General features: G+C 39.1%; 20 protein-coding genes and 1 pseudogene. 18 read left to right on the top strand and 3 right to left on the bottom strand.

Going from position 1 to position 20,684, the window contains the following annotated elements; translation table 11 throughout:
* Positions 1 to 1,253 precede the first annotated feature (1,253 nt).
* The 6 genes from ACFSCZ_RS16535 (at position 1,254) to ACFSCZ_RS16510 (ending at position 7,304) form a co-directional block, all read left to right on the top strand.
* The gene (locus ACFSCZ_RS16535) at positions 1,254 to 1,832 is read left to right on the top strand and encodes a cysteine dioxygenase family protein (protein ID WP_380775486.1); all 579 of its coding nucleotides are present in this window, start codon (positions 1,254 to 1,256) and stop codon (positions 1,830 to 1,832) included.
* Positions 1,833 to 1,974: 142 nt separating this feature from the next.
* Complete coding sequence (locus tag ACFSCZ_RS16530) at positions 1,975 to 3,426, top strand: sigma-54 interaction domain-containing protein (protein ID WP_380775484.1); 1,452 nt, start codon at positions 1,975 to 1,977, stop codon at positions 3,424 to 3,426.
* 501 nt (positions 3,427 to 3,927) lie between these two features.
* Positions 3,928 to 4,407 carry an L-2-amino-thiazoline-4-carboxylic acid hydrolase gene (locus tag ACFSCZ_RS16525; protein WP_380775482.1) on the top strand — a complete coding sequence of 160 codons (480 nt, stop codon included), beginning with the start codon at positions 3,928 to 3,930 and terminating at the stop codon, positions 4,405 to 4,407.
* Between the two features lie 220 nt (positions 4,408 to 4,627).
* Entirely contained in the window at positions 4,628 to 4,933 is a 306-nt protein-coding gene (locus tag ACFSCZ_RS16520) for a hypothetical protein (RefSeq protein ID WP_380775480.1), read from the top strand.
* Between the two features lie 155 nt (positions 4,934 to 5,088).
* Positions 5,089 to 6,288 (top strand): M20 family metallopeptidase, encoded by a 1,200-nt coding sequence (locus tag ACFSCZ_RS16515; RefSeq protein ID WP_380775478.1) that lies wholly within the window; start codon positions 5,089 to 5,091, stop codon positions 6,286 to 6,288.
* Positions 6,289 to 6,917: 629 nt separating this feature from the next.
* Positions 6,918 to 7,304: a DUF302 domain-containing protein gene (locus ACFSCZ_RS16510; RefSeq protein ID WP_380775476.1), complete on the top strand. Its 387-nt coding sequence runs from the start codon at positions 6,918 to 6,920 to the stop codon at positions 7,302 to 7,304.
* Between the two features lie 263 nt (positions 7,305 to 7,567).
* Here the strand turns inward: ACFSCZ_RS16510 and ACFSCZ_RS16505 are convergent, their stop codons facing one another.
* Complete coding sequence (locus ACFSCZ_RS16505; protein WP_380775474.1) at positions 7,568 to 9,001, bottom strand: bifunctional metallophosphatase/5'-nucleotidase; 1,434 nt, start codon at positions 8,999 to 9,001, stop codon at positions 7,568 to 7,570.
* Positions 9,002 to 9,163: 162 nt separating this feature from the next.
* Between ACFSCZ_RS16505 and ACFSCZ_RS16500 the strand changes: the two genes are divergently transcribed.
* The 10 genes and pseudogenes from ACFSCZ_RS16500 to ACFSCZ_RS16455 all read left to right on the top strand — a co-directional run bounded on the left by ACFSCZ_RS16500 (position 9,164) and on the right by ACFSCZ_RS16455 (position 16,749).
* Positions 9,164 to 9,874 carry a cytochrome c biogenesis CcdA family protein gene (locus tag ACFSCZ_RS16500; protein ID WP_380775472.1) on the top strand — a complete coding sequence of 237 codons (711 nt, stop codon included), beginning with the start codon at positions 9,164 to 9,166 and terminating at the stop codon, positions 9,872 to 9,874.
* Positions 9,875 to 9,891: 17 nt separating this feature from the next.
* Positions 9,892 to 10,590 (top strand): response regulator transcription factor, encoded by a 699-nt coding sequence (locus ACFSCZ_RS16495; RefSeq protein WP_380775470.1) that lies wholly within the window; start codon positions 9,892 to 9,894, stop codon positions 10,588 to 10,590.
* A complete protein-coding gene (locus tag ACFSCZ_RS16490) occupies positions 10,577 to 11,641 on the top strand; it encodes a HAMP domain-containing sensor histidine kinase (RefSeq protein ID WP_380775468.1) in 1,065 nt (354 codons plus the stop codon). Before ACFSCZ_RS16495 ends, ACFSCZ_RS16490 begins: the two co-directional genes overlap by 14 nt.
* A 49-nt stretch (positions 11,642 to 11,690) precedes the next feature.
* Positions 11,691 to 12,095: an OsmC family protein gene (locus ACFSCZ_RS16485; RefSeq protein ID WP_380775466.1), complete on the top strand. Its 405-nt coding sequence runs from the start codon at positions 11,691 to 11,693 to the stop codon at positions 12,093 to 12,095.
* Complete coding sequence (locus ACFSCZ_RS16480) at positions 12,092 to 12,700, top strand: hypothetical protein (protein WP_380775464.1); 609 nt, start codon at positions 12,092 to 12,094, stop codon at positions 12,698 to 12,700. Before ACFSCZ_RS16485 ends, ACFSCZ_RS16480 begins: the two co-directional genes overlap by 4 nt.
* Before the next feature lies 1 nt (position 12,701).
* Positions 12,702 to 13,295, top strand: coding sequence for a peroxiredoxin family protein (locus ACFSCZ_RS16475; protein ID WP_380775462.1), 594 nt, complete (start codon positions 12,702 to 12,704; stop codon positions 13,293 to 13,295).
* Between the two features lie 352 nt (positions 13,296 to 13,647).
* A complete protein-coding gene (locus ACFSCZ_RS16470; RefSeq protein ID WP_380775459.1) occupies positions 13,648 to 14,214 on the top strand; it encodes a class I SAM-dependent methyltransferase in 567 nt (188 codons plus the stop codon).
* 644 nt (positions 14,215 to 14,858) lie between these two features.
* Positions 14,859 to 15,140, top strand: a complete 282-nt coding sequence (locus tag ACFSCZ_RS16465; RefSeq protein ID WP_380775457.1) for a transposase — start codon at positions 14,859 to 14,861, stop codon at positions 15,138 to 15,140.
* Between the two features lie 124 nt (positions 15,141 to 15,264).
* Positions 15,265 to 15,474, top strand: a pseudogene (locus ACFSCZ_RS16460) (IS3 family transposase).
* A 516-nt stretch (positions 15,475 to 15,990) separates the two neighbouring features.
* On the top strand, positions 15,991 to 16,749 hold the full coding sequence (locus ACFSCZ_RS16455; protein WP_380775455.1) for a type 1 glutamine amidotransferase: 759 nt from the start codon (positions 15,991 to 15,993) through the stop codon (positions 16,747 to 16,749).
* A 37-nt stretch (positions 16,750 to 16,786) separates the two neighbouring features.
* Here ACFSCZ_RS16455 and istB read toward each other — a convergent pair whose 3' ends face one another.
* Positions 16,787 to 17,515 carry an IS21-like element helper ATPase IstB gene (gene istB / locus ACFSCZ_RS16450; protein WP_380775512.1) on the bottom strand — a complete coding sequence of 243 codons (729 nt, stop codon included), beginning with the start codon at positions 17,513 to 17,515 and terminating at the stop codon, positions 16,787 to 16,789.
* Positions 17,515 to 18,216 carry a hypothetical protein gene (locus ACFSCZ_RS16445; protein ID WP_380775453.1) on the bottom strand — a complete coding sequence of 234 codons (702 nt, stop codon included), beginning with the start codon at positions 18,214 to 18,216 and terminating at the stop codon, positions 17,515 to 17,517. Before ACFSCZ_RS16445 ends, istB begins: the two co-directional genes overlap by 1 nt.
* A 980-nt stretch (positions 18,217 to 19,196) precedes the next feature.
* Here ACFSCZ_RS16445 and ACFSCZ_RS16440 point away from each other — a divergent pair.
* The gene (locus ACFSCZ_RS16440; protein WP_380775451.1) at positions 19,197 to 19,436 is read left to right on the top strand and encodes an indolepyruvate ferredoxin oxidoreductase subunit alpha; all 240 of its coding nucleotides are present in this window, start codon (positions 19,197 to 19,199) and stop codon (positions 19,434 to 19,436) included.
* A 159-nt stretch (positions 19,437 to 19,595) separates the two neighbouring features.
* Positions 19,596 to 20,555 (top strand): ribonucleotide-diphosphate reductase subunit beta, encoded by a 960-nt coding sequence (locus tag ACFSCZ_RS16435; RefSeq protein WP_380775449.1) that lies wholly within the window; start codon positions 19,596 to 19,598, stop codon positions 20,553 to 20,555.
* Positions 20,556 to 20,684 lie beyond the last annotated feature (129 nt).

The following is a 20,684-nucleotide window of genomic DNA, read 5'->3' as shown; positions in this document are numbered from 1 at the left end:
TTACTTTAAATAGGAGACATAACCGCTGGTCATTGTTTCAAGTTCTTCATCTAAATTTATAATTGTTTTCCTAAATACCATAGTAACATCTCTTGAATGCCCGACAGCGTACCTAATCTCTTTTTTTTACTTATATACCGGTTGCCCCGTAACTCATTATCAACTCCAGTCTCCATAAGTTTCCCAGCTTCATGAGCTAAACAGTACCAGAAGGATTAACTCTCAAGGTCCTGTACATTCAAATAATTGGTTTTAGATCTTCCTTGTTCTTGCACAGATATTGTTAAGCCATAAAGTATGATGACGGAATTAAAGTAGTTGACCATACGGTAATCTGAAGTTTTCGGTTCTCTCCACTTCAAATAGTCATTCGCCTATTTCTCGGTCGTGAGAATAAAATTTATCGATATTGCAAATAGAAGGTGATTGATTAACTTATAATTTATGAGTTTTTAATCTAAAACTTTTAGTGAATATCAGAGACAACAGGATCTTTTGAAGATGTGTAAAATTTGGCACGCATTTTGCAAAAAAACTAAAATGTAAATACAAATTTTAAAATAATAAATTAAGAGGAGGTACATAATGAACTTAATGGAATGAAAACCTCTTGTGTGAAATTGGATCATCTGTAGATATTTTGGGGTAAAGGATGCCATCCCTATGTGGATGGGAGATATGGATTTTGTCGCGCTTCCCCCGTAAACAAAGATTTAAGAAAAAGAGTGGAGCACGGTTCCTATGGATATATATCGACTAGATTCTTATTATGAGGCCATTCTGAACTGGTTAAAAAGAAGATGCCATTATCCCGAACAGTGAGATACGTGAAATATATTAACCGTGGTATTTGTCGGGTCACCTACACCGTTCGCAGTAGTCGGACTGGAAAGTGCCTACCAATATGGGGAAGAATGGTTAGATTATGTACTGGCTTATTAAGAGCAGAATATTTCTTTTCAACAATACTTTCAAAACCACATTTACCAAAATCAAAATCACCGAGCCGGTAGGAACTTACTTGGTCTGGTTAGATTGCAGGACTGCTGAGGAGCTTGAACATTTCATGCTCCACTAAGCAAAGCTAGCTATGAATCGTGGAAACATTTTTGGACACGGTGGAGAAGGATTTATGAGAATGAAATCGCATGTCCACGTCCAACTTTAGAGAGAGCTTTATTCCAATTAAATGAGGTCACCGGTGAAATGTTCTTAAAAGCTCAAAGTCATTAAGTAAAAGGGGAGACGTCATAATGAATTACAAAACTGAAGCATATCAATTAGAAGACTTTATACGTGAAATGACGGATATAGTAGAAAAGACAGATAGCGAGGCCGATAGAGTATCAAAAGCTGAACACTTGGTGGGCAAGTTGATTCGTTCCATTTCCTGGCTCACGGAAGATAAGAGAAAGCCAAGTAATGAGGGATATGCGCGGTACTCACTTTACGTGGATCCACAAGACAGATTTGAGGTGTTGGTTTTGGTCTGGCAGCCAGGCCATAAAACGTCACTGCATGATCACGATGGAACATGGGGAGTTGAAGGAATCGTTTCAGGTCAAGTCAGAGTAACAAATTATATTCAAGAGGGCAACGTTTCTAAGAATGTTGTGAGACTTCGGCATACCGGGTCTATAGTTGTACAGGAACAGGATACAGGAACACTCTTGCCTCCGGCTGATTGTCATACCCTTGAGGTAGAAGGAGATCAACCTGCTATTACAATCCATGTATATGGAAAACAATTATGCCATTTTAAGGTTTTTGAGCCAACAGGAGAGAAAGAACTTTATAATGCAAAGGTATCTTATGTAAAATATTCAGGCTAGTACTTGGAGTAGCCATTTTTATCAACTCTGGGAAAATCTTCTTTCTATCACGTGCATTCACAAAAATATTTGTAAAATTGGTATAATAATAAATACATACAAAAAGAAAGTTAATTTGTATAGTAGGGGGTGGTAGGTACCCATGGCACGGATATCTTATATACAAGAATTCATTGATGCGTGTGTAAATGACATAGCCGAAATGTTGGGGCAGGATGTAACCATACTTGATGAAAATGGCATCAGAATAAGTGGAACCGGTTACTTCAATGATCTGATAGGCAAGCCGGTACCGGAAGGTTCTTTCTTCAAGAAAATATTACAAACCGGAAAACCAGGTCTTGTTTATGATATGAAAAAAAGTGATTCCCAATGTATAAGCTGCAAGTTTAGAACCCAATGCAGAGAGCTTGCAACGATTGGGTTTCCCATTTTAAAAAGAAATAAGCCGGTCGGAGTTATTGGGGTTGTAAGTTTCTCTGCGAAACAGAAAAAAAGAATGATTGATGACCATGAGAAACTAATCAGGTTTCTAAGCCATTTAAGCACACTATTGGAAAATAAACTGATTTTGCTGGAATTAACAAAACATGCGGAATGTGAGATGAAAGAGAATATTCCCCATCAACCAGATAAGATCTTATTTTCTAGTATTATTGGTTATCATTCTAGTTTAAAAGATGTCGTCCACAAAGCACAACGAGTGGCTAATAGTATTTCAACCGTCTTAATTAGAGGTGAAAGCGGAACAGGAAAAAAAGTACTCGCTAAAGCTATTCATAATGAAAGTAAACGGAGTAAATTTCCATTCGTTGCTGTAAACTGTGCAGCTATACCTGAAAACTTATTGGAAAGCGAGTTGTTTGGATACGAAAGCGGTGCTTTTACAGGTGCTAAGCGTGGGGGCAATATAGGGAAATTTGAGTTGGCGCATAAAGGTACCATCTTTCTCGACGAAATTGGAGATATGTCTCCTTTATTGCAAGCCAAGTTGTTAAGGGTATTACAAGAACGCACCATTAATCGTGTAGGTGGGAACCGTTCAATATCTATTGATTGCAGGGTTATTGCAGCAACCAACAGAAACCTTGAGGAAATGATGAAGGAGGGGACCTTCCGAGAAGATTTATATTACCGAATTAATGTCATCCCACTTACATTAAAACCGTTGAAAGAGCGTCGAGAAGATATTGGAAATTTTATAGAGTTATTTATCAGAAAGTTTTGTAATGAGTTAAATAAAAGACCAATGCGAGTAGATCCAGAATTAAAAAATTGGCTCATTCAATATAACTGGCCCGGTAACATAAGACAGCTTGAGAATGCTATTGAATATATGGTCAATATGGCAGAGACGGAAGTAATAGGATTTTCCGATATTCCGGACTATTTGCTAAACCAAGAAGATCCAATGAATAATCAAAGAGGTTTTAGCTTGGAAGAAAGAATATTTGAGTATGAAAAAAATATATTACAGCGTTACTTTTTAAACGAAGAATATAGAAATAATAAGGTCCTTATTGCGTCTGAACTGCAAATTAGTCTTGCAACATTGTATCGGAAATTAGAAAAATACAAATTGGTTACAAAATGATGCTTTGAAAAATGAAACGGAGTTTCCTATTAAAATTTAACAACAAAGCATTAGGTAAAGCCGAATATGAGGTAAAGCTGTGATAGAAAAATAATAATACTATTTAGAGTCGTTTTATGAACCGAAAGGTTTGCCTCAAAAAGGATGTACTTGAGAGGGTCGTGTGTTGACTTTTGTGGTATTCCCTAAGGATGTACCTGTTTCGTTATATAATATCCAACATGTATGTACAGATGTGTAATAGTTTGCATTAGAAACAATAAATTCAAAATGTGAAATAGAATTGCACTTATGCTTTTCCATGTATTTACTGACAAAAGATTAATGTAAAACGTTACTAGAAAGGTGGGCCTGTAGTATTTATTATGTTGAGATTTCTGCCTGTCTGGCGCGGTAGTTAAAAACATATTCACCAATTTAAAAATGGAAGCTTTGTATTTTGATGGAAGAGAGAAACGAAATTATCGGATCAATAATACTTAGTAAGGAAGGTGTGATCTCATGAAAACCATAAATGATGTTCCACTTCTGTTACGCAGGGAAATCGAAGCACGTATGATTAAACCATTCTTGGAGGCGTTCACCAAAGAGGTCGGTAAAGAACGCACCTACGAGATTGCAGAATGCGTTATTGAAGAATTGGCACGAAAAGCCGGTGAAGAAAGTGCACAGCGTCTTGGGGATAATGGCACTAAGGAACTGTTGGAACATATCAAGCCTCATCAAATGGTAGATGCTCTTGATATAAATCCCATAAGCCAAGATGAAAAGCATAACCGATTTGATATAGTCCGGTGTGAGTATGTAGAAATGTACGAAAGACTGGGTATGCGGGAAATGGGAGGTATGCTGTCCTGTAATAGAGATGAGTGTTTTTTCCGGGGAGTCAATCCGAAATTCAAATTTTCCCGAACGAAAACCCTAATGAACGGCGATGATTGCTGCAATTTCCTAGTTGAACTAGAAGATTCAGCGAAATAATCAGTAAGGAAAGTGTGGCCTTGATTGGTACAACCGTTGTACTTCTTAACTTTTTCCTTCATTTTACAAATGATCATAAAAGATGGTACAGTCTTGAAAAGATTCCACCGGCAAGATTTGATATACAATTAACGATGATTATTGGACGCTTAAGGACTGCGTTTATATTAATCTCTGTCGAAACCGTAATGCGGGGGATGTCTATAGAAAGCGCACCGATATGGCTGTTCAACTTGAAACCGCGTTAAGTGGCCTTGCGTTACCGTTTTTAAGTGCTGGATTGATTGCCGGGGGTAGGTCATCTTCAGTACTTGGTCCACTGGTGATTGCATTGGTGCTTGCCGGATTATTATTTGGACGGAAGGCGGATAAATCAAATAAACGTTTTTTGGGAGTGGGCAATCTCCTTTCCCTGTGTTATGGTTGCACTCCAGATTACGGTCCCGTTTCCCTTATTATCATACAACAGCCGCTATGGTATATCCCTTCGCTTATAAATTTTCGTCCTAATCTACTGGACGAGTGATGGGAGAATATAAAATGTGATATTACAAAATGTATGGGATTAGGCGTCGGTATCATCGCTTTAATCCTCGGTGCCAGTAGTATATTGTCATTATTTGGTTAAATTTTTAGATTCAAATAGTTTACTAGAGAATTCGTCAGAGGAGTGTTCATTCTATGCAAAAGCAAAAGGTACAGATTGATTGGGATCAGTTTGTAAATACTGAGGAAATTGTCACTTTTATTCAATCCTTAATTCAGACACCGAGTGAAAATCCGACAGGTGATACTCGGGAAATTGCCGAGGTTGTCCAACGCAAGTGTCTTGAGATAGGCCTGGAAACACGCATTGTCAGCAAAGATGGGATAAGGGCCAATGTGGTAGCAACATTAGAGGGAAATAAACCGGGACCAACATTGCTTTTCAATGGGCATATTGATACGGTTCCCGCCGGAGATCTTTCGGACTGGGATTATGATCCTTTCGGAGGCGTGATCGAGGAAGGACGTTTATATGGAAGGGGTGCCGCAGATATGCTCGGCGGTACGGGAACCATGATAATGGCTGCCCAACTTATTAAGAAAGCGGGCATCGATATCGCAGGTAAAGTAATTTTTACCGCAGTGGCCGATGAGGAGACCGGAGGTGCGTTGGGTACAGGGTACCTACTCGAGCAAGGTTTGACTGCTGATGCAGCAATATGTACAGAGCCATCTGAGCTGGATATTCATCTCGCACATAAAGGTGCCTATTGGTTCCGTATTACCACAAAGGGGGTCACTAGTCATGGAAGTGTACCTGAACAAGGAGTCAATGCGGTAGAAAAGATGGCTAAAATTATTGCAAATATGAACCGCCTGCAATTAAGCCATACCCCGCATAAACTTTTAACTGGGCCAACCATTGCACCAGGCACTCTCATTGAAGGGGGCACTAAGACAAACGTGGTCCCGAGCCATTGCTCAGCTACATTTGACATTCGCACGGTGCCGGGAATGAAACATGAGCAAGTTCGACGGGAAATACAGGAATTTCTTGATAATCTTTCTATAGAGGACCCAGACATCCAGGCAGAGTTTGAAGATCTGTTTTGGATGAACGCAGCCGAAATTGATGAGAGTGAAAAAATTGTCCAAGTCACAAAATCGGCCGTTGAACGAATTACAGGTCGACAACCTCAGATAAGTGCAAACCCCGGTACAGCTGATGCTCGACTTATTGCTGCTTATGGGATTCCCATTATACCGTTTTTTGGTCCCGGTACTATAGATCAAGCCCATAAACGGAATGAATACGTGGAAGTGAACCAATTAATCGATGCAACGAAGATCTATGCGGATATCATCTTTAATTATTTGGGTAGTAATTCAGGATAGAACTTCCAAAGCAGAGAGAACCGAAAAAGAAAATGTACAACAACAAAGTTAATTCGTAAATTTGGAGGACAAAATAGTGGAACGGACTATCCACTTTGAGAGAATAAAAGATATTAGGCATTTTTTACTAACTTGCTTAAAACGAAGAGGTCTTTAATACCTGAAAAATTAAACTTTAGCTACTTGGTCTAGAAACATAAATGATTGCTAAAATAAATTTTTTAGCCCAAGAAATCGGCGAATATTTTCTTAGAAGATAAAAAAGAGCAGTCTCAGGGCGGCATTGGAAGAAATCCAATGTAAAAAGTTCTTCGGGTAGTAAATTGATTCACTTTTGACTATAAAAATTTTAGAGATCTACATAATTAGGTATAAAATATAATGCTATAAATTATAGAAATATTGTTAAAGCAACGGTTTTAGAAGTTTGTATATATCCGCAATGGGTTTATATGATTAAACTTCTAAAAGCCCGGGTTATTTTATTTTGATGTTATTATTCTTGATGGCGGGGAAGTATGTGCGGCTGCCTCTATTTGGAGAGAAATTCGCCAAAATAAATCGATTGTTGATTGGTTTCTTAGCAAAAAGGGAACAAATAGAATTAAACTGGAAAAGGAGATGAGCCTATGTTTCATTACACTGTAGAAACGAATCAGTCAATCGAAGAAGCAATGGCAGCCTTAGAGGAAAAATTAAAAGAGGAAAAGTTCGGTGTGCTTTGGCACTTTGATATTAGAGAAACTTTACAAAATAAAGGGTTTGAATTTGATCAGCCTTATCATGTAATGGAAGTTTGTAACCCAAAAGAGGCGCAACGGGTATTATCAGAAAATCAAATGGTAGGCTATTTCCTGCCGTGTAAAATTGTTGTTTATGAAGACGGGGGCAAGACGAAAATTGGCATGCCTAGACCAACAGCTTTAATTGAAATGGTCAGCGACTCCTCAATTAAAGAATTTGCTCAGGATATTGAAGACCGCTTAATCGCATGTATCGACCAGGTCACGCAATAGCATAGTGAGGCAAGAGCTGGACCCTTGGACAAGGTTGATATTCTCTGTCTTAAGGGTCCTTTTTCATGAAAGGAGCTTGCTTATCAGGAACGAGGGCTTTTCATGTCAACTCAATCCTTATTCCTGATTTAATGGAGTAGTGAAAGGGAAGAGCATTTGTGGAACATATCCTTATGGTGTTACACAGGCTAATAATAGCTTCTTTTTAAGGTGTTTCCTTATAAGTTTTCTTATATTACATACATTTCACCAGCCGGTTCGTCTTATACACTGATAATCCGGTTTTTCCTATCAGCTTGGTATGGACCGTTGTCTTTAAGAAAAGAGTGAATGGCCTCAATGGCCTGATGTTCATGATACGTTTTCTTTTCTTCCATTCCTTTAAACAGTTGCTGTCCCCCGCCTGCAATTTTATAAGTTTTACTCAGATTGATATCCTGCCCGCCCACTTGAAGTGTCTGGATGCGATGTCCTTTTGGATTATATGGTTTGAAGGTCATGAACAAGCCCGAAGAGCGTAAAATATAACCGCCTTTTTGCTGAAAAGGATCTGCAGAAAATACTTGTTCCAAATTTTTTTCAAGCAGATTAAAAAGCAATTGCCCTTCGACTTCAAGCGTAAATAGTTTCGGGTTGGTGGGAATGATGCTGTGCAAATCATACATCGAGAGAAAGCCAGGTGCTTGAGGAGGCCCGTATCGCCAACCGTGGGAAAAGGCGGCGTCACATGACAGGGAGTGCCTATAAGCATCTGTAATCAGCTGGTCCATTGGGGCTTCATTTAATGTCATCCGGTGTAACATGGAATTCGTTTGGCCTGCGATTTCTTTTCTTACGTCCTCATAACGGCCGACAGCGGCCTGAACCAGTTCTTCCACTTCCGGATCTTCAGCGAGTTGTTCGTCAATATCGATCAACTCGTAGTGAACGCCCGTAATTTTACCGTTATCAACAACAACATCCAGCCGCCCCAAAAATGAAGAATTAGAGCCGGCCTGAACAACGATTGTATCGTTCAATAGGATCGGCTTGGAAACACGGTCGTGACTGTGGCCGGAAAGCAGGATATCTATCCCTTCAACAATTGAAGCAAGTTTCACATCAAGTGGAAGACCCATATGGCTAAGCAACACAATAAGGTCAGTTTCCTTTTTTAAAATGGCTGCGATATCGCGGACTTCATCCAAACCTTTAGAGAATACTAGTCCCTTGGAAAAACTTGCCGGCATTGTTTGATCTGCATAGGGGTATGTAAGCCCAATCACTCCAACCTTCATGCCTATCATTTCTTTAATGAAATAAGGCTTCAATAATGGCTTGCCGCTCACTTCATCCTTTACATTACAGGCGATTGCCGGAATCGGAAGGCTTGCAGCCAGTTGTTTCAACTGCTCGGGGCCATAGGCAAAATCCCAGTTACCTGGAACAAACCCATCAAGTTTCATTTCATTTAAAATTGGAAGGATCGCGCTGCCTCTGCTGTTTACAAGAGGAAGAGTCCCATGAAACAAGTCCCCTCCATCCAAAAATAGCACATTGGGGTTTTGTTTTTTGGTATCTTTCACATATTGACTGATCCGTGAAAAGCCACCCGCTTTTTTTAAATACGGGCCGGTTGCACCCCAGAAAAGCTCCTCGTGCATTTCCAGGCATCCATGTGTATCATTCTGTTGGATAATTGTCATTTCCTGTACCACTTTATCCCTCCTGGTTTATTTCCCAATGAAAAACTTTCCTTCAATATATATCTGCCCATATAAGTGTCTTGGAAACCATATCATTAATCGAAAATGCAAATCCAATCTTAATCAAACTTTAACAATTCAAACCCATAATGAAACTGAAAAGGAGTGAGGATAATGAATGATGTCGGAGTATTTTTTGCACTGGCGGGCGGCTTATTATCTTTCTTCTCCCCATGCGTATTTCCTCTTTTGCCAGCCTACATCACCCATTTAACAGGCGGTAAGATTGAAGCTGCTAAAATGCAAGTAAGCCGGGCTAAACTTTATTCCCGTTCAATCGGATTCATTATTGGCTTTAGTCTTATTTTTATTGCACTTGGTGCCTCTGCGAGCTTTATCGGGAAGATTCTTGCGGATTACCGGATGCTCATTATGCAAATTGCCGGTTTGCTCATCATTGTTTTTGGGTTGCAGATGGCAGGCCTGCTAAAATTTAAACTTTTTATGATGGAAAAAAGAATTGAAGCTAAACAAGGCTCAAAAAATGTTTTTAGTTCCATATTATTGGGAATGGCTTTTGCAACAGGCTGGTCCCCTTGCGTCGGACTAGCCCTTTCCTCCATACTGTTATTGGCAGGTTCATCAGAAACATTAAGCCAGGGTGTTTTTCTGCTGGGAGCCTATTCCCTAGGAATGGCCATACCATTTTTTGTAATATCTATTGTTCTTTCCTATTCTCTGAAAACAATGAGGAAAATAAACCGTTATTTGCCGAAGCTTGCATTTGTAAATGGCATGATTATGGTTATGCTTGGATTTTTGGTTTTAAGCGGACAAATGCAGAAAATCAGTGCCTGGCTGGCATCATATAGCTTATTCTTTTGAGTAAAGGGGGGACAGGCTTGCTTCAAAAAAGCTTAATTGGAAAATCGGTTTTGGTTGTAGAGGATGATCCTAAGATCCGGAATCTCGTAAAGATTTATTTAACGCGGGACGGGTATGAAGTGATTGAAGCGGTGAACGGCCTGGAGGCAAAGGAAAAAATTAAAGAAATGGACCCGTGCATTTTAATTCTCGATTTAATGCTTCCCGAAGTCAGTGGTGAAGAAATATGCAGGTGGGTTCGGGAAGAATATAAAAGCAGGATGCCGATCATCATGTTGACGGCAAAAGTTTCCGAAAAAGAACGGATCCGAGGTTTCAAATTGGGAGCTGATGATTATGTGGTCAAACCCTTCAGTCCCGGGGAATTAATGGTCCGTATTGAAGCGGTACTTAGAAGAACAGCAAGCCGTTGCGGAAAGCTTAGTTTTACCGGGTTTACGATCAAGCCGGCAAAAGGAGAGGCGTTAATTAACGGCGAGCCGCTTGAATTAACCCACTTTGAATTTAAACTCCTTCACATATTCATGCAGCATCCTGATCAGATTTTATCAAGGGAACAAATCCTCAACTTTATTTATGAAAATAACGAGAAAGCTGTATCAGACAGGACGATTGATGTTCATATAAAGAATTTACGCGAAAAAATAAAATCTAAGACACCTAAGGATTATATTCAAACCGTACGGGGAATGGGGTATAAATTTGTGGCTCAATAAAAGATTTTCTAAGCTTTTATCCAGGCTGATTGCTCTGAACAGTGTTGTCATTTTGCTCGTCATTCTTATTGCAGGCATATCCGTCAAGGATTATGCTTGTTTTTTGGTTAATTCGAAGCAAGTTACAGGACAGGATCTTGTAGATACTTTAAATTCTTTTCTATGGAAAATAGGGATTATTGCTTTCATCATGGTGGGGCTGTTTCATTATTTTACAGTAAGAAAAATAATGAGTCCTATCAAATCTTTATCTTCGGCGGCAAAGTCCGTTAAGGAAGGAAGCATTCCTGCCAAGATTGATGTCAAAACATCAGGCGAAATGAGGGAGTTGGTTGATAACTTTAATTCCATGACCAAGACCCTCCATTTTGTTCAAGAACAAAGGGAGGACATGCTTCGGGATATCGCCCATGAACTTCGTACTCCGTTAACAAATATCAACGGATACTTGGAAGCCTTGCAAAATGGAGTGATAGAAGGGGATTCTGAATTGTTTGGTTCACTGCTTGAAGAATCCCAACGTATTACAAGAATCGTCGAAATGATAGCCGAGTTGAATTCCTGGGATGAAGGAAACTTTTTCTCAGATAAGCAGTTTCAACCGCTAAAGATCGATGAATTATTAACAAAGGTGTTCACGACTTTTCATATAAAGCTGGAAAACAAATTTGAAGACTTTTATTTTCATATGGATCAAGCGGAAATACAGGGGAATCAAGATGGACTAAAACAGGCTTTTACAAATATTCTACAGAATATTATTGATTACAATACCGGAGATGAATTAACGATAAAGGGATCAAAAGAAAATGAAAAATATACCGTTACTTTTAGTCATACCGGTGAATTTATTGATCCAGAAAAACAAGATCTTATTTTTGAACGCTTTTACCGAATGGAGGAATCAAGAAGTCTAGAAACTGGAGGGGCAGGACTGGGACTTGCCATCACCAAAAGTATTATTGTTTCCCACGGCGGAAGGGTCGGAATTAATACGGATGGCAACCACCATACATTTCGGGTAGAGCTTCCTTTAAATTCAGAAACTTAATCATTCCTTAACAATTAGAAATTACGATGATGCTGAGAGGAGTGGTGAGGTGGAATATACAATTGAAAATGACCATATTAAAGGTGATTTAGGATTTGGAGAAATAGTCATTTCTCCATGTGAAACTAAAGGTTACCGTCCATACGAGTTATTTGTCTCCTCATTAGCCGGATGCAGTGGAAGTTTGCTTCGCACCATTTTAACAAAAAGGAGAATGTCATTTGAGAAAATCAAAATAGAAGTCACTGCGGTTAGAAATCCCGATCAAGCGAACCGGGTTGAACAGCTTTCTTTTTCGGCCCGTGTTTATACTGAAGTGCCTTTTACAACACAGCAAGCAGATAAGATTGCCCATTTAGTGGTGAAAAATTGCGGTTTAATCCAGTCAGTCCTCCAGTCAATTGACGTCAAGTTTACCATTCAATATACTTCTTTGAATGGAAGTTCAAATTGAGCTTTTTTCAAGTGGGAAGTATAGCAATTCCAACAATTTGGATTGCCGCTTTTGTGGCGCTATTTATTGCAGCAATGTTCAACAGGATTGTTACGGGTAAAAAAGCAGGAGACTGGTATTGGAATGGATTTTTCTATTATTTTATTTTATGGAAACTCAGCTATGTTGTATTCAATTTGAATTTATTTTTGGATATGCCCATGTCGATCCTGTATTTCAACGGCGGCACAAAAGGCCACATTTTTGCATTGGTCATCCTTTCCATTTATATGTTGATCTTCGCATCAAAGCGATTCCCTTTTTTATATGAAGAAAGTGTCCGGCTCTTTCTGCTCTATTTTATCAGTTATAAAGTAATTATTGGCTTTTTGGAGAAAAACAACTTTGAGATATTAATACATCTTGTATTATTGTCTATTTTCCTTTTTTTGGAAAAAGGGAGAAAAACCCAGGTGTCAGGTCAATTATTCCTGCTGTTTATATTACTTGAACTTTTGATCATCAGTTCGTTCGGTTCTATTTTATCGCTTGAATCGGTGACCATTATCTGGATGGGTTTAATTGCGATTATTCTTGGAATTCGAGCTGATAAGGAGGCAATATGATTTGAACAAAAATTTGTTGTCTGTCGCGATTATTATACTGGCAATTGCCATTGTATTCGTCAACTTATTGGATCCTTTTAAAAAGGAGGCGAGCGAAGAAAAGTCAAATTCCGACACGGAAGAGGTGGTATCGGCAGATGAAGAGATCCCGGGTGTAGATCTCTCTGAAGTGGAAGAAGGAAAGATGGCACCCGACTTTGAGTTAACCACATTAAGCGGAGAAACAGTCAGATTATCCGATTATAAAGGAAAAAAAGTAATCTTAAATTTTTGGGCAACGTGGTGCCCGCCATGCAGGGCTGAGATGCCCCATATGCAAAACTTTTATGAAAAAAACAAAGATAAAGGCATAGAAGTCGTGGCCGTGAACCTGACGAATATGGATAATGGGAAAAAGGAAATTGAAGAATTTGTTAAAGATTTCGGTCTTACCTTTGATATCCCCTTAGATGAGGATGGGGATATCGGTATGCAATATCAAGCTTTTACCATTCCTACAAGCTATATTATTGATACAAACGGGAGGATTGCATCAAAATTTATCGGCCCAATGGATGAACTGACAATGAAAAACTTAACGAAGGAAATCGAGTGAAAATTGTAGTTGCTTGTAGAGCAAGCGGGTGTTTTCTCTGCAAGCGATTTCGTTTTCCTTGGGTGGGGGGATACACCAGGGAAGAAATATTAGCTTCCTCTGCTTTATAAGAAATGTTACTAAGGATAATGTAACCTGTCTGGTTAATGGAATGTTTTTTACAGGTGAAAAAATCTTCGTTAGGGAAGTTGCTAAGAATAAAGAGGGATGCTGCGAGAAGTAAATGGATATTTCCCAAGATGCAGCAGGCGTCATGCATGTACTTAATATACTTGCAAATGATTAATGAAAAACTCCGTATAATATAGCTATGGTAAGAACAATGTAAAATGGTTAGGAAGAAGGTTGAAAAATGAAAGATAAACGTTTTAATCCTGAAAAGGCCAATATGCTAATGAGAGCTGATCGTATGAAGTTATTGCCACCGGATCAACTTATTGCTCATCTAGATATACTTCCGGATGATATCATTGCAGACCTTGGCGCTGGAAATGGCTATTTCGCCATACCAATGGCTAAAAAAGCAAAGGTGGTTTATGCAGTTGATATTGAGCCAAAGATGCTCGGGATGTTGAAGGAAAATGCGGATCAGGAACAACTGGAAAACATGAAATATGTAGAAAGCGATTTAGACAAAATTCAGCTCGCAGACGAATCGGTAAACAAAATAATGATTTCACTCGTTCTTCATGAGGTTCCAAATATAGATCAAACGCTGGACGAAATAAAACGTATTTTAAAGCCGGGTGGACAAATACTTGTAATCGAATGGGAAGCTGTTCGGACAGAATCAGGACCACCGCTTCATCATAGGATATCTTCCAAAGAACTGGCTGCAGCTTTAGATAATAATGGATTTAATTCAGAAATTATACCATACAATCCATACTATGCTGTGAAAGCTGCGGTGAAAAGGTAAGATAAAGCATGTGTTGGTTCTTATTGAGGGAAGCGATCAAGGATATTTGATTGTTCAGCAGAAAAAAAGACTTTGATTAATAAAGTTGAAACCGATCAAACAATATTCGGTGTAGCCTATTTCTTGTTCTCTTAGTACCAGGTGAGCTAATGCTCTTATAATTATTCTGGCTTATATGTCGTTTTTTTGATTTTATTTTTGGCTGTTTTTTAAAAGTTTGTTGTTATTAAGTGTAATGAAAAATTAAGGCAAGCAGTATAAGCTAAATTATCGCAAATCGAAATGTCCTTCCGCAAATAATTTAACTCTTTTACTATTAAAAAAACATTGATTAACCCACCTTTTAATCCGACTATATATATCCTCCCTCGACGTCTTTGTATGTATTTGGGTTCCGATTCATATCAATGAAAACACTCTAAAACATTTTATTGTTTTAGGGTGTTTTTTGTATGGATATGAATAATTATTTGTATCCTATCCTTTACACATTTTTCTGCCGAATGTCTCAAATTTGGCAACTGTTCCTACTTTAAATAACGTTCTCCCAGTAGTTGAGGCAATTGGTGCTAGTATATTTTCATGGACACATCCTAGTTAGTTTCATAATTTTTGCGGAATAAGATTAAGAAGAGGTATGTCCAATGAAAGGCCATAATAAAGACCAAAATAAATTTAATGAAGATTTCAAAAGGATGGTTGTGGAATTATATCAATCTGGCACTCCAGTCAAGCAATTAACCAGCGAATATGGCGTATCCGATGTTTCCATTTATAATCGGGTTAAAAAGTTTTCTCCCATCAAGTTTGAAGATGGAACCGTGGCAACGGCGGATGACTATACCAAGCTTCAAAAGGAGCTTCGCCGGTTGCAGGAAGAAAATGAAATTTTAGAAAAGGCTATGGCCATATTCGCGAAAAGGTAAGCCAATCTGCAGTAGCTTCCGTGATTGATCAACATAAAGACCAACATCCGATCCAAATTATGTGCGAAGTCCTGAAATTGCCGCGAAGCTCCTACTACCTATCACTCCAAGAGACTGAATCCAAGTGAGCGGGAAAACAAGGATCAAAGAGATCCACGAAGAAAGCAAAGGGCGTTATGGAGCCCCAAAAATTCACCAATATCTCTGAGCAGAAGGATACGGAGTAAGTCTGAAACGTGTACAGAGACTGATGAAAAAAGAGGGCATCCGTTCCATCGTCATTAAAAAATATCGGCCAACACCAAGCAAAGAAACAGTTATCGAACGCGAATAATACGCATATATTTCCTGAAAAACGTGTTCCCAAAGTATAGAATCCAAATTAAAAAAATCAGTGTGTTAAATGCACACCATTTGTTGAAATGTTACACCATGGTGCCCATTTGAAGTATACTGACTTACTCTTATAATATTAAAAGATATTGGCTTAAAATGATTATTCCTAACGGATAATTGAATAACGTAGATATATTAAGATAAAAAGTTCCCGTTATTTTTGATAATAAAGAAAACTGTTGTTCCATGAGCCTTGTTATATGTTTTATTCCAGAGATAATCTTTCTAGTAATAGAGGTAGCGTTGTGCAGTGTTGCTGTACAATGCGTTTATTGGTGTGACCGAGTGGTATGGACTTCTCTAAGAAAATACCCGTAGGTCTGCCTTATAAGACGAATATCCTGAATTACATGGACCCAAAAGATTTTGATTGACCCGCACACAATTAAAATAAATTTTGTTAGAAAAGATTATATGTACTATTACTAAGTTTATCTAATGATGGGGTGACATAATGAGCATATTAATTATTCAGCCTGTGGAGATCGGTCCACCTGGAGAACTTCTTCCTGCATTGGAGATGGCTAGGGTGAAATATCAAGTTATTAAAATGGCTGAGAATGAAAAAATTCCTGCCAACGTACATTCTTATCGCGCCTTAATAATTATGGGCGGAACCATGTCGGCCAACGACATTGATAAATATCCATTTTTGACAGATATTAAGAAAACGGTACAGTTATTTTATAGGGCTGACAAACCGGTATTAGGTATCTGTTTAGGAGCACAACTGATTGCCAGTTCTTTTAAGAAAAAAGTGGGTAGGATGTCTAAAGTAGAATTAGGTATGACCGAGCTGCAAAAAACAGAAGCTGCTATTGAGGACCCTCTGTTTAGATTACTTCCAAATACCTTTTCTTTTATGGAATGGCATGAAGATTATTTTGACTTACCTGATGAAGCCGTTTTACTGGCTACAGGTTCGTTCTGTAAAAATCAGGCATTTCGAATAGGTGATAACATTTATGGCTTTCAGTTTCATCCGGAAGTAACTGAATCCATATTAAAAGCCTGGGTGAAACATACCGGAAATCAGGACCCGGATATTGTTGAAAAAATTGATAAAGAGATTAAGCTGTTTTTACCTCAAACGAGGTCTAATTGTCACAGGCTAGTTACAGAATGGCTTAAACTTATATCCAAGGATAAATCACGCGAAAATGAGTACGATCCGGTTACTAAATGTATTTTGCAAGAGAAAAATACACAATAATGCAATCAAAAGTGCATAACTTTGCCAGCCTATTCCGTTAATGATTCTGTCTCGATAACGCGTGAGTCATACGGTAGCTTTCTCCAGTGAAACTTAAAATGTGAGCGTGATGGATGACCCTGTCCACCAGGGCTGCAGTCAGCCTAGAGTCGACAAAGATGCGGTTCCATTGGCTGAACTCCAGATTAGTAGTTATAATCAGGCTCTTCTGTTCATACCACTCAGAAATCAATTGAAACAATAGCTCGGCACCTTCTTTGCTAAACGGGATATAGCCCATCTCATCCAGAATGATCAGGTTCACTTTCTTAAACTTATTTCGGAACTGCTGGAACTTTCCTTCCCTCCATGCCTTGGTCAAGGCATCCACCAGATCGGATACACGGTAGAAGCGGACTTCATATTCCTTTTGGCAGGCCGCCCGACCAAGCACCGTTGCCAGGTGTGTTTTTTCGGTGCCAGGAGAGCCGGCCAGAATGACATTTTCACGCTTCTCAATAAAGTGCAGTGCGGATAGTTCCCTTGAATCCAACCGGGGAGGCAGGTGGATCTTTTCATTCCATTGGAATGATTCAAGTGTTTTCCTACTCAGGAAACGCGCTTTTTTAAGCAGACGCTCCACCTTCGCCTCTTCCCTCAACGCCAACTCTTTCCGGAGGACATCCGAAAGATACTGGGCCGGGTTTTCAAAGGGAATAGACTCATAGATGTCCGCAACGTAAGCCAGCCGGAGTGTCTTGCACATCCTTTTTATCTCTGACACCATCATGTTTCACTCCTTTCCCAATGAGCCGGTTGGAGCTGGTCATATTTCGTCCAATCTACCTCGTACGGGTGTCTATCCGGTTCGCCTGAACCATCCGCCTGCTCTTCAAGTAAGTCATAGAAATACTCATTGATCTCTGCCATTTCATACGTGGCAAGTATCCGGGCCAGCCAACCAAAGCGTTGCTTCCGGATGGCCAGGTTGTCTATTTTGATATATTCATAGATGCGGCCGGGAAGATACGGGGAGTATCGCGAGTAGGTGACTATCCTAGGCATTTGAAGCCAGGACTTCAAAATGGACTTCCAGGGAATCTTCCGCCCTTTTTGCATATAAGGGCGATAATCCGTAAACAGAACTTCCCCATAAGGAGAAAGTACCTTGAATCTGTCCCAGTACTTTACTACGTGAAGCTGTCCAAAGTTATACCCTTTGGGAATATGTATTTTGGCCTGGTCGATGGTGATCTCCCCGTATTTATTCGCTTTCTCTGTCTCTTTCTTGAAAATGGGATACTCCTCATCTGGCAGGGCCAAAAGGAATGGAAACTCCTGATCCAGCAATTCTTGGATAGAGATTCCTTTCTCATAGTGAACCCGTTCACGGTCCTTTGTCAGACACTCTTTCAGAATCTCCCCCAAGTGTTCAAAACTCTGAATCACCGGTGCCGGTGTCACAAAATTATAACGGAGATAACCCACCTTGTTTTCCACATTCCCTCAGCCGGCGGATGATGCAACCGTTCCGCATTCCGATCCCTGTCCTCATCGCCCTTTTCCTTGCCTTCACGCCAATCTTTGATGAAGTAACAGACCGTGCGATAGGAACCGGTGAACCCCATATTCTGAAGCTCCTCAAAGATTTTCTTGTTGGTCCTCCTTGACTTTCTCTTCAGCTTCTCATCTTCAGCCAACCAGTCAGAGACAAATCTTCCCCCATGACTCTTCGTACATCATGCCGCTCTTCTTTTGAACATTTTCCTGGGGGACTTGGTCGGCATCTGCATAATTCTTGGCAGTCCTCCAGTTGATTCCCAAAGTTTTGGCTATTTTGTTGATAGAAAATGATTTCTGGTTCCTTAAAAGTTTGATACAATTGATTTCAGACATTGCCAGCAATCCTTTCGACCTCCACTGTGATTGATTCGACACCAACTACAGTAGAGAAGATTTGAATGGCTGGCAAGGTCTTTTTTCTTTTAAATAAAGTACAGAGTTATGTACGTTTATGTTTCATAACTCTGCACTTTTATTTTGCACTACACACCTAAATGATCGTTTTAAGCAAACATCCAGCAATGTTTTGTTATTTGTGCCAAAGACAATATTAAGAGTTCTTAATTATTTAATTCAAACTAAACGTTGAAACCGTCTCGGTCTTAGGATAGAAAAAAATATTTCATTTATGTAAGCAAAAATGTTACACAGGAATAAAACTTTCCATTCCGGGATAATGGGATTGTGCGGTTTGTTGCGCAATCCCTTTTTAATTTTTGCAGTGCGGTTATGGATGTTGGCAATTGCACATTATTTTTAAAAAATGTTAAACGCGGCGCATATTGAAGAGGGAAAGTAGAACTCACATAATTATAGGTGTAAATAGCAGATAAATCGACAGGTGGTGATAGAAAAGAATGTCGCATGAGTTTGAATAAAAAATATCTATAGAAAGGAAGAGAGGCATGGCTCATGTAATTACATCTCCATGTATGGAAGAAAAGGCATCCATTTGTTCCGAAGTTTGTCCTGTTGATGCGATTCAGGAAGGGGATAAGCAATTTTACATTGATCCTAATACATGTATAGATTGTGGGGCATGTATTATTCAGTGTCCGGTATCAGCGATTTTTTATGAAGAAGAAGTGCCGGAGGATGAAATAGGATATATTCAGAAAAATGCAGAATTCTTTTCTAGGGTGTAATAAAGTCTTTGGTGATTAACTTTTAGAAAAGTTCGATAGGTGTGAAAAATGTACAAAATGTACAATTTTGTGACATTATATTGTTCAAAGTGCACCTCGTCATTTTGATGAGGTTCCTATAACATATTAAACAATATAGAAGAAAAGAGGGAATGCTTTATGAGTAATACAATACCAGCAGATGAATTATTTTTCTTTACCAGGGATATGATGAAGGGTGACATTTATCGAAAATATGAAAAGGCTATCAAAAGTGTTTGGAATCCAAAGGATTGGGACTACACCCAAGACAAAAAAGACTGGGAAACACTGACCGAAAAACAAAAAAATGGATTGCTGAATGTAACGATCCGGTTCTTTTCAGGTGAACAGGCGGTAACGAACGAACTTATTCCCATGCTTCAAGGAGCTCATGCACTTAACAAATTTGACTGGATCATGTACCTGTCCACATTTATCATGGAAGAAGCCAAGCACGCAGAGTTTTTAGCCATTTGGCATGATGAAGTTGCAGGGATTTTAGAACCTGATGAGCTTGCTCCTTATTTTGTTACAAGGGACAAAGTGGTCGATCCATCCGGAAGATTTGAAATTAAAGAAGTAATGCACGAAGGACTTCCTTTCTACGCTGAAAAGCTAAAAAACGCTGTGCATGAAAATAATATTGAAGAAGTTAAAAAGTCTATGATTCAATACTGCACACTATACAATGGATTTGTTGAAGGTGTCCTATCCATGCCGTCATACGAAATCGTTGTTGACACTTTAAAATTATATGGTAACGTTTGCAGAACACTTGACAAAGGATTTAAACGAATCCTCGCTGATGAAGGCCGTCATATTACTTTTGGTACAACTGCGGTCAGAGAGCTGCTTCAGGAAAATCCGGAATATGAGTACCTGGTACATGACATTTTTGATGAGTTTAGAGGAACTGTTGTGGGATTGGTTGAATATCAAAAGGCTGTACCTGGTCTGGATGTACAGAAATATCAAACACAAAAGGTAAGACACTATCGAAATAGATGCAGAGAAATGGGAATTACTCCTGAAGAGAAGTTAATTGAACAAATCCTTGATCCTGAAATTGATTTTGTGGTTGGCGTAACAGCAGGTTAGGTTAAGGTAATGTCAAAAGTTCTATGAAAACTCACTAGATTTCTATCAGTGGTTGGGTGGTTAACTCACGCAATCGCCCTTGACAAACACGCCAATGGTTTAGGTTGTGAATAACAAGGGCGAAGGGAA

Source organism: Siminovitchia sediminis, from assembly GCF_042680885.1.
Taxonomy (GTDB): domain Bacteria; phylum Bacillota; class Bacilli; order Bacillales; family Bacillaceae_C; genus Siminovitchia; species Siminovitchia sediminis.
Note: the sequence above shows the minus strand (reverse complement) of the source record. Positions and strands in the feature narration are given on the sequence as shown.